The organism is Protofrankia sp. Cj5, assembly GCF_917627405.1.
Taxonomy (GTDB): domain Bacteria; phylum Actinomycetota; class Actinomycetes; order Frankiales; family Frankiaceae; genus Protofrankia.
The window spans coordinates 1-7,474 of the sequence record NZ_CAKJTO010000164.1 but is presented as its reverse complement, the minus strand read 5'-3'; the positions used below and the strand labels follow the sequence as shown (position 1 = coordinate 7,474).

The 7,474-nt window shown below is 76.3% G+C and carries 3 protein-coding genes; all 3 read right to left on the bottom strand.

Annotated elements, in window-relative coordinates:
- A partial coding sequence (locus tag MJ777_RS21520) for a hypothetical protein (RefSeq protein ID WP_239377615.1) occupies positions 1-3,796 on the bottom strand: 3,796 nt, incomplete at its 3' end.
- A 91-nt stretch (positions 3,797-3,887) separates the two neighbouring features.
- Complete coding sequence (locus tag MJ777_RS21515) at positions 3,888-7,286, bottom strand: hypothetical protein (protein ID WP_239377614.1); 3,399 nt, start codon at positions 7,284-7,286, stop codon at positions 3,888-3,890.
- The coding region (locus MJ777_RS21510) for a hypothetical protein (protein ID WP_239377613.1) at positions 7,283-7,474 on the bottom strand (192 nt) is incomplete at its 5' end. The genes MJ777_RS21510 and MJ777_RS21515, both read right to left, overlap by 4 nt.

Sequence of the window (7,474 nt, the reverse complement as noted above, 5' to 3'; positions counted from 1 at the left end):
GCCGCGGCCCGGCCGCGGCGAGAGCGTCGGTGACGAGCCGGTCGGCGTCCCGGACCAGCGCGGATGCCGCGACCGCGGCGGTCAGCACATCGCGCACGGTAGGCGCGGTGCCGGCTGGCGGCAGCGACCCCGGCAGCGCCAGCGGGGTGAACGGCATCAGCAGCTCGCGATCGGCGGCGTGCTCGTCCGGCGGGGTCGGCCCATCGGCGGGGGTGAGCGCCGTGAGGACGGCCCGGCTGCCCAGCTCAAGAGCGTCCAGGACGTCAGACACCGTACGGGCCAGGTCCCGCAGCGCATCCGGGGACGCGCCGGGCGGCGCCGGTTCGGGCGCCGCCCCAGGCGGGAGCGGTCCCGGCGGCGGCGTCAGGTCAGTCTGGCGGGCCGGCCGGGCCGCCGCCAGGACCGTGCCGGCGAGCTCGGCAAGCGCGAGGAGCCGGCCGTAGCTGGTGGGAACGCCGTCGGCTTCGGCCGGCAGCGCGGCCTCGGGCTCGCCGGCCGCCGCGCGCAGCCGGTCCGCCAGCGGACGGTGCCCGCCGGTGTCCGCCGCCTCGGCGATGACGTCCAGGGCGGCGACAGCCAGGGCGTCCAGACCGACGGTGGCCGCGCCGACCGGGATCTGCCAGCCGCCCGCCGCGCCCAGCACGCCCTGGGCCCACCGTTCGGCGGCGGGAGCGAGCAATGCGCGGGGGGTGGCGGCGTTCCAGCCGGGGCTGCCCACCTCGCCATCCAGCAGCAGCACCGTGCGATGGGTGACGGTCACGCCCGAGCGGGGCTGCCGGGTCACGGTGATGTCGGGGGGCTGGGTGCCCAGCGCGGTCGCGGCGAAGCCGGCGCCGGCCACCTCGGCCCGACCGGAGGTGAGCTGGTGGACGCCCTCGGCGACCACCAGGTCGGCGACGGCGTCGAGAGCGTGTCCGAGGTCGTCCAGGGCCGCGTTGAGGGCAGCCTGGTCCGCGGGCGGCGGGTTGACGATCTTGGCTGCCCGGTCCTGCCACACGGCGAGCCCGTCGACCACCTCGTCGGGTACGACGGCATCGCCGCCGGGCTGGTCGTCCCGCTGGCCGATCCGGGTCTGCGGGTAGGCGTCGCGTAGCCGGTATAGATCACTGTGGGCCCCCGCGTCGCCGAGCGCGCGCTCGAGCCGGTAGCCGAGGACGGCGCCCAGCGGCTGGCCGTTCGCGACCGCGTCAAGAATGTCCGAAGCGACGCGGGCCTGGCGGGAGCGCAGGTCGATGCTGTGCAGCGCCGAGGAGTCGCCGGCATGGGCGAACTCGCCCGCCCGCAGCACTCCGGCCGTCCGTGCCTGGTCCAGCGAGGGGGCGTGGACGTATCCCGCGCCGTTCACCGGTGCCAGCAGGGCAAGGCCCGGGTCGCTGCCGGCGGGTGGCAGCCGCACGGGACGGCCGGGCCGCGGCCGGACGTCGACCAGCACGCCCCAGGCGCCGAGCTGGATACCGTCCGGCCTGGCCTGGCGCAGGGTGCTCAGCCGCCGCGCGGCGACGGAGGTGATCCAGGCGTCCAGCCGGGTCGAGACGCAGGCCAGGGTCTCCCCGACGAGCCGCGTGTAGCCGGCGTCGTCCAGGCCCGCGGCGGCCAGCTCACCGACGGCCCGCACCGTCCCGGGGAAGCCGTCGACGTGCGGGCGCGGCAGGTGGAGCTCCTCGAACACGTTGCCCGTCAGCACCTCGTCGTCGACGAGGTGGGCAACCGTCAGTCCTGCCTGGGGCGCTGCCGCGTCCAGGTACCGCTCCAACGCCGTGCTGGCGAAATGGGTCGGCGTGGCGATGGTGAGCTTGGTGCCGGCGAGCTCGGCCGGTACCGCCACCGCCGCGGTGGCCGCTGTCTTGCCCGCGGGCGACACGGCGCCCACCAGCCGGATGGCGTCCAGCTCGCCCGCCAGCGCCAGAGCGTGCTCGACCAGCAGGTACAGCAGGTCGGTGGGCGGCGTGCCGGGAATCCCTCGGCGGAGGGCGAGGGAGTAACGCCGGTTCGCCAGCTCCGCCAGGTACCTGGCCGGCGACTCCCAGCCGACGCGGGCCGGATCGGTGCGGGCGACGGGCACGGCCATGGGGCGGGCTCCTTCGAGGGTGAGGCCCTCGAGCTGGCTGCCCGCCAATGCGGGGCAGAGCGCGGCCAGCATGGTCTCCCGGTAGGCGGCGCGCGTGAGCTGCCTGATCAGTCCGGGCGCGGCGGCGGCCTTGGCCGCGACGTCGTGGGCCAGCGTGTCGTGGATCGTCGGCATGCCGGTGGCGACCTGGCGCAGCGCCTGCCCGAGCGGCCCGGTGACACTGCGGATCCGGTAGCCGCCGGGGTGCGGCACTGGCGCGGTGCCGAGGACGCTGACCAGCTGGGCGACCGGGTCGCCGTCCGGGCGCAGCCGGGGCAGCCAGCGGGTCGCAAGCGCCCACGCCGGCCGGAGGGTGTCGATCAACCGGTTCAGGTCGTCGAGCAGGGCGGGCTCGGCGGGGTGCCGGACCCAACGGCCAGGCGGGAGGATCGGCAGGATGCCGTAGGGCTGGCGGCCCACCCGCAGCGTGGGCAGCGGGCCGCGGCCCCGGACGAAGGAAGCCTGGTATTCCGCGGCGAAGGGCAGCAGCCGGTCGAGGCTGTCCAGGAACCGCTCGGCGGCGGCCGGGCCCGGGTTGGGGGTCTGCGGCCGGGCCAGAGTGCCGATCACTTCGCCGAGCGTGACAGGAAACAGCGCCCGGGTCATCGCCCGCGCGTGCGCCTGCTCCCGTCCGGCCGCCCCGGGCGTGGCGGCGAGAGTCGCCGCGGGCAGGCCGAGCGCCGCTTCGAGGATCTCCCCGTCGGCGGCCTGCCCGCTCAGCGCGGCGCCCGGGTCGACGGCTCCGCCACCAGCCGCCGGGTCCGCGAGCAGGCGGGCCAGGCTGGCGAACGGGTCGGGCCGGCTGGAGTAGCCAGACGGGCGATCGGTCAGGTTGTTCGTCGGCGTTCCCGGGGCGAGCAGCGCGAGCGTGTCGCGGTCCGCGTGCCCGGTGAGCAGCGCCGTCAGGGACTCAGCCTCCCTGTCGGGGGTCCGCTCGGCTGTGGGCTCCCGTACGCCCACAGCCACGAGGGTGTCCAGCCCTCGGATGGCGACCGGGGGCAGGGCACGGCCCAGGACCTGGTCGGCGGTGGCCAGGTCGACGGTCGCCGCCATCCCGGCCCGGCTGGCTGCGTCGAAGTCGACCGCCCAGCGCAGCGGGTCCTCCGGTGCCACCAGCGTGGGGTCCTCGGGCGTGAAGGCGGGAGTATCACGGGAGGGGCCGACCTGGAGGTCACCCGCCGGCCGGGGCAGGTAGTGGTGGAGCACCTGCGCGCCGTCCAGCCAGCCGGCCAGCAGCCAGCCATCCGGGAGCAGGACGGCCGTAGCCGGCCGCTCGGCCGGGCCGGTATCGGTGTCGGTGTCGGGCGGCGTGGGCGGGCCGGAACGAGTCTCCCGCGCCGCCCAGACGGCACGGGCCGTCCCGACCTGGCCGACCAGGCGTGCCCAGGCTGCGGCCACGAGGTCCGCCGTCGCGGCCGGGTCGCGCTGGGCTGCCCAGAACTCGGTGCCGGCGGCCCACTGCGCGGCTGTCAGCCTGATCGCGGTTGTGGTGATGGTCAGTTCGTCCGGGTAGACGCGCACCCGCAGTACGGGCATGCGGGCCGGCGTGCCGTCGTCCATCAGGGTGGGTGTGCCGTCGCCGCCAAGCAGCGGCCGGTCGCCGAACCGGGTCTCCAGCCGGACCGGGAGCAGGGCGATCGGCAGCGTCGGGTCGAGGCCGGCCCACAGGTCGGCGGGGGGTTCGGGCATGTGGGCGCTCCTACAGGACTGCGGGGCTATGCGGGCTCGGGGCTACGTGGGGCTCGGGGCTATGTGGGCTTGGGGCTATGTGGGCTCGGGGTTATGGGAGGAAGTCGGGCGCGCGCAGCAGCGCGAGGAAGGGCCGCTGGAGGCAGTTGGCGGCGACCGCGGCGCTAGTGGCGGCGCCCAGATCGGCGGGCCGCAGCGTCGGCGTGTCCTGGTCGCGGCCCTGCCACGACCAGTCGTCCCGGTCCCGGCCTGCGTTCGTGCCAGGGCCGGCCCCGGGCTTCTCGTCCAGCCCGAAGCGGGGCTCGTCATCGGGCTGGCGCAGGGAGACGTACCAGCGGTGCTGGTAGTCCTCGGGGTCCTCCAAGCGCAGCTCCCACGGGTCGATTCGCAGCGCGGTGTAGCTGACGTCATCTCCCAGCGGGCGGGCCGGGAACAGCTGCTCGGCGTAGGCACCGGCGCCCGCGTCCGGGGTGAAGGAGGTCAGGCCGCCGGCGTGGCCGGGCCGGCCACGGACCGCGCCGATGATCGTGGTGGGGTACCGGCGCAGCAGGTCACCCTTGATCACCAGGATCGTCATCGCGGCTGCCCGGCCCGGCGGCGCGTGGTCGCCCAGATCGCCGGCCCAGCCGTCGAGGTCGGCCAGGTCCGGCGCGTCGCCCGGCCAGAACCGGGGGAAGCTCGACCCACGCCGGTCGGTGGGGTAGCCGCGCCAGAGCAGCTCGCGGGCGAGCTCGTGGTTCAGCCCGACGGCCAGCGCCTCGATGAACCGCCAGTTGGGGGCCAGCAGGGCGACCGAGTTGGCGGGCATCTGGTTGACGCCGCCGAGTACCCACTCCCGGCGGTCGAGCCGGCTGAGCCGGTCGATGATCGGGGCCGGGAACCGCGGCGCGGCCATCGCCGGGTGGAACGGCGAGTCTCGTCGACGGCGGACCTGCGGGCCCACGAATTCGTGGGCGTAGTCGAGCAGCCGCTGATAGGCCGGGTCCGGCGTCAGGGCGCGTACCGCCTGGTCGGCCAGCGCCGGTGAGAAGCGGGTCAGGGCCGGGCCGACGGCCGTGGCGTCCTGCGAGGTGATCTCGGTACCGAACGCCGGCACGGCGGCGGCGAGCAGGTGGCTGTCCGCGTCGGTCGTGCCGGTCAGGAGCTGGGCCAGGAGCCGGGAGCCCGTCGTGGCCGGCGCCCCGGATACCGGCCCCAGGGCGTCGGTGGCGATGTCTCGCAGCGTCATGGCGGTGGCGAGGACGAGGGCTGGCTGGTCTCCGACGCTGGCGTCGCGGGTCAGCGCGCCGAGCGGGCCGGCTGGCCGGGCCGGTACGAGGATGCGCAGGCCGGCAGCGGTGAGAGCGGGGCTGGCCGGCAGGTGCCCGTCGTCGTCCTGACGGGCCACGGCCGCCAGGCGCTGGAAGGCGTCGATGGACAGCTCGGCGGCCTGTCCAGGACTCGGCGTGAAGGTGCCGAAGTCGTGCCGCATCTCGAGGCCCAGCTGGATCCGGCCCTGCCGCTCGAGCGTCCCGGCAGCGGTGATCAGCGCGTGGACCTGCTGCGCGGTCTCCGATCCGGCGGCGAACCGGACCTGCGCCCCGGCGCCGGCGGCCGCCGGCTGCTCGTCCACCTGCGCGGCGTAGGCGCCCAGCGTGGCGGGCAGCCCGGCGATCTGAGCGAGCCGCTGGTCCGGGGCCGCACCGAACCGGTCGGTGACGCCGCGCGCCAGCCGTGGGTCGCTGAGCAGTTCGGCGAGCACCTCCGGCTGTACCGCCCGTGGGCCGGTGAACCGGGCGGGCAACATGCCCGGATCGCCGTCGCTGAGCCCGGCGACGGCGCGCTGGGCGCAGGTCGCGGCGGTCAGCGGCAGGCCTGGCTCGACGCCGGGCTGTTCGCTTCTGGCGTCGCGGCTGGCGGCTTTGACTGCGTACCGGGTGCCACGGGTGAACGCCACGTCAGCCACTGATGGTGGGAGCGTGCTGGCCGCCAGGCCGGCGTACACGGTCTCCCGGCCCGCCGCGGCTGCTTCCGTTTCCGTGACGAGGCGCGCGAGGGCAGGGCCGGCCACCCGCAGGGCCGATCCGGTGGACAGTGCGCCGAGCCGGGCGTGCAGCGCACCGCCGGTCCGCGCGAACAGGTGCGCCCAGCGGATGCGCCGGTTGGCGGCCAGGATGTCGGCGAGCTGCTCCCAGGCCGCGCGCATCAGCTCTTCCTGGTCCTGCTGCACGATCCGGGTACCGAGCCCGGCCGCGGCCCGCATCGCCGGATCCGCGTTGAGCTGGGTGATCCAGGTCTGGCTGGTGCCCGCCTCGACCGCGGCCAGCTCGGCGGCGCCGGGCGTGCCGTCGAGGCTGTTCACCTCCGCGTGCCAGCGTCCGTACAGCGGCGGCCCGACCAGCGGGACATCGTCGTCCTCCCGGGCGGCGACCGGGTCGAGCAGCAGCTTGAGGCGGCGGTGCAGGACGGCGACCTGCGGGTCGGCCGCGCCGGGCTCCAGACCGCTGGCCGGCAGGTCCGGTGGCGCGGGCTGGCCATCCGGCGCCGGGGGCGCCGCGGGGTGCTCCAGGCGGGTGATGGCCGTGGCCACCGGGTAGGGCGCCGGGGTGAACCCCGTGTCGTCCTCCGCCAGTCTGGAGGCGCGCAGCCCGACATGGACCTGGCGCACCCCGATCGTCGCGGCCAGTGCCGCCGGCAGCGGGTTGAGCTTGCGGGCCAGTGTCTCGAAGTCCCCGGCGGGCCCGGTGTGGAAGGACCAGGAGTGGTAGACGGGCAGCGGGGCGCCGTCGTGGGTGAGGCTCATGCCTCCGGTGTCGGCGGGCAGGCCGAGGCCCGCGAGCCGGCCGGCTTCGAACGTCGGCACGAGGCAGGCGAGGTAGGCCCGGTCGGGCGCCAGCCGCGTCGGGCAGAGCACCCGCGACCGTACGAGCGACCACTCCGGCGACGGGGTCCTCAGCATCGCGTCGGCTGCCTCCGGGGAGTCCGTCTGCACCTGGACGTGGGCCCAGGCCCACAACTCCTTGCGCTGCTCTTCCGGCCACGGCCCCGGGTCGGTCAGCACGGGGTAGGGGCCGCGCGGCGACCGGGCCAGCCGGTCCGCGGGTGCCGTGCCCGGCGGCACCTCCAGCACGAGCAGCCGCAGCCACGGACGAACCCCGCCGGGTGGCGGGGTGGTGTGCTGGTCGGGGCTGAACATCCAGGGCAGGTCCGGGTGGGCGAACTCGACCAGCGCCAGGTAGTTGGGCTCCGCCTGCCGGTCGCCGTCCCGGGGGGCGCACCGGACGATCTGGGCCGGCCGGCCGGCGTCCGCGGGGCCGAGCAGCTGCATCGGGGCGGACGTCACGAGGCTTTCGGCCGGGTTGCCCTTCGCCGGCAGCGCACGAGCGATCACCGTCGCCGGCCGGACCCATCGGCGGGTGGGCGACCCGAGATCCGGCCCCTGCGGTGGCCCGGCGGGCTGCCCGGCGCCGGCCCCCCGCCGTGACCAGGAGACGAACTGGGTGCTGGTCATCGAACCTCCCATGCGCGCGCCGGCTGCAGGTCGGCGACCGCCTCCGGGAGCAGCGCGGCGAGCTGGCCGAGCAGGTGGTGGGTGGCGGCCGGATGCCCGCCGGCCGTGGCCGGTCCCGCCGCGGCCAGGGCCGCGTCCCCGGCCGCCGACACCGCGGCGGCGAGTTGATCATTCGCGGCGAGCAGCGC

What these genes read in the sequence shown, in the direction of transcription:
- MJ777_RS21515 (WP_239377614.1), bottom strand. Translation starts at nt 7,286, where the DNA reads ATGACCAGCACCCAGTTCGTCTCCTGGTCACGGCGGGGGGCCGGCGCC.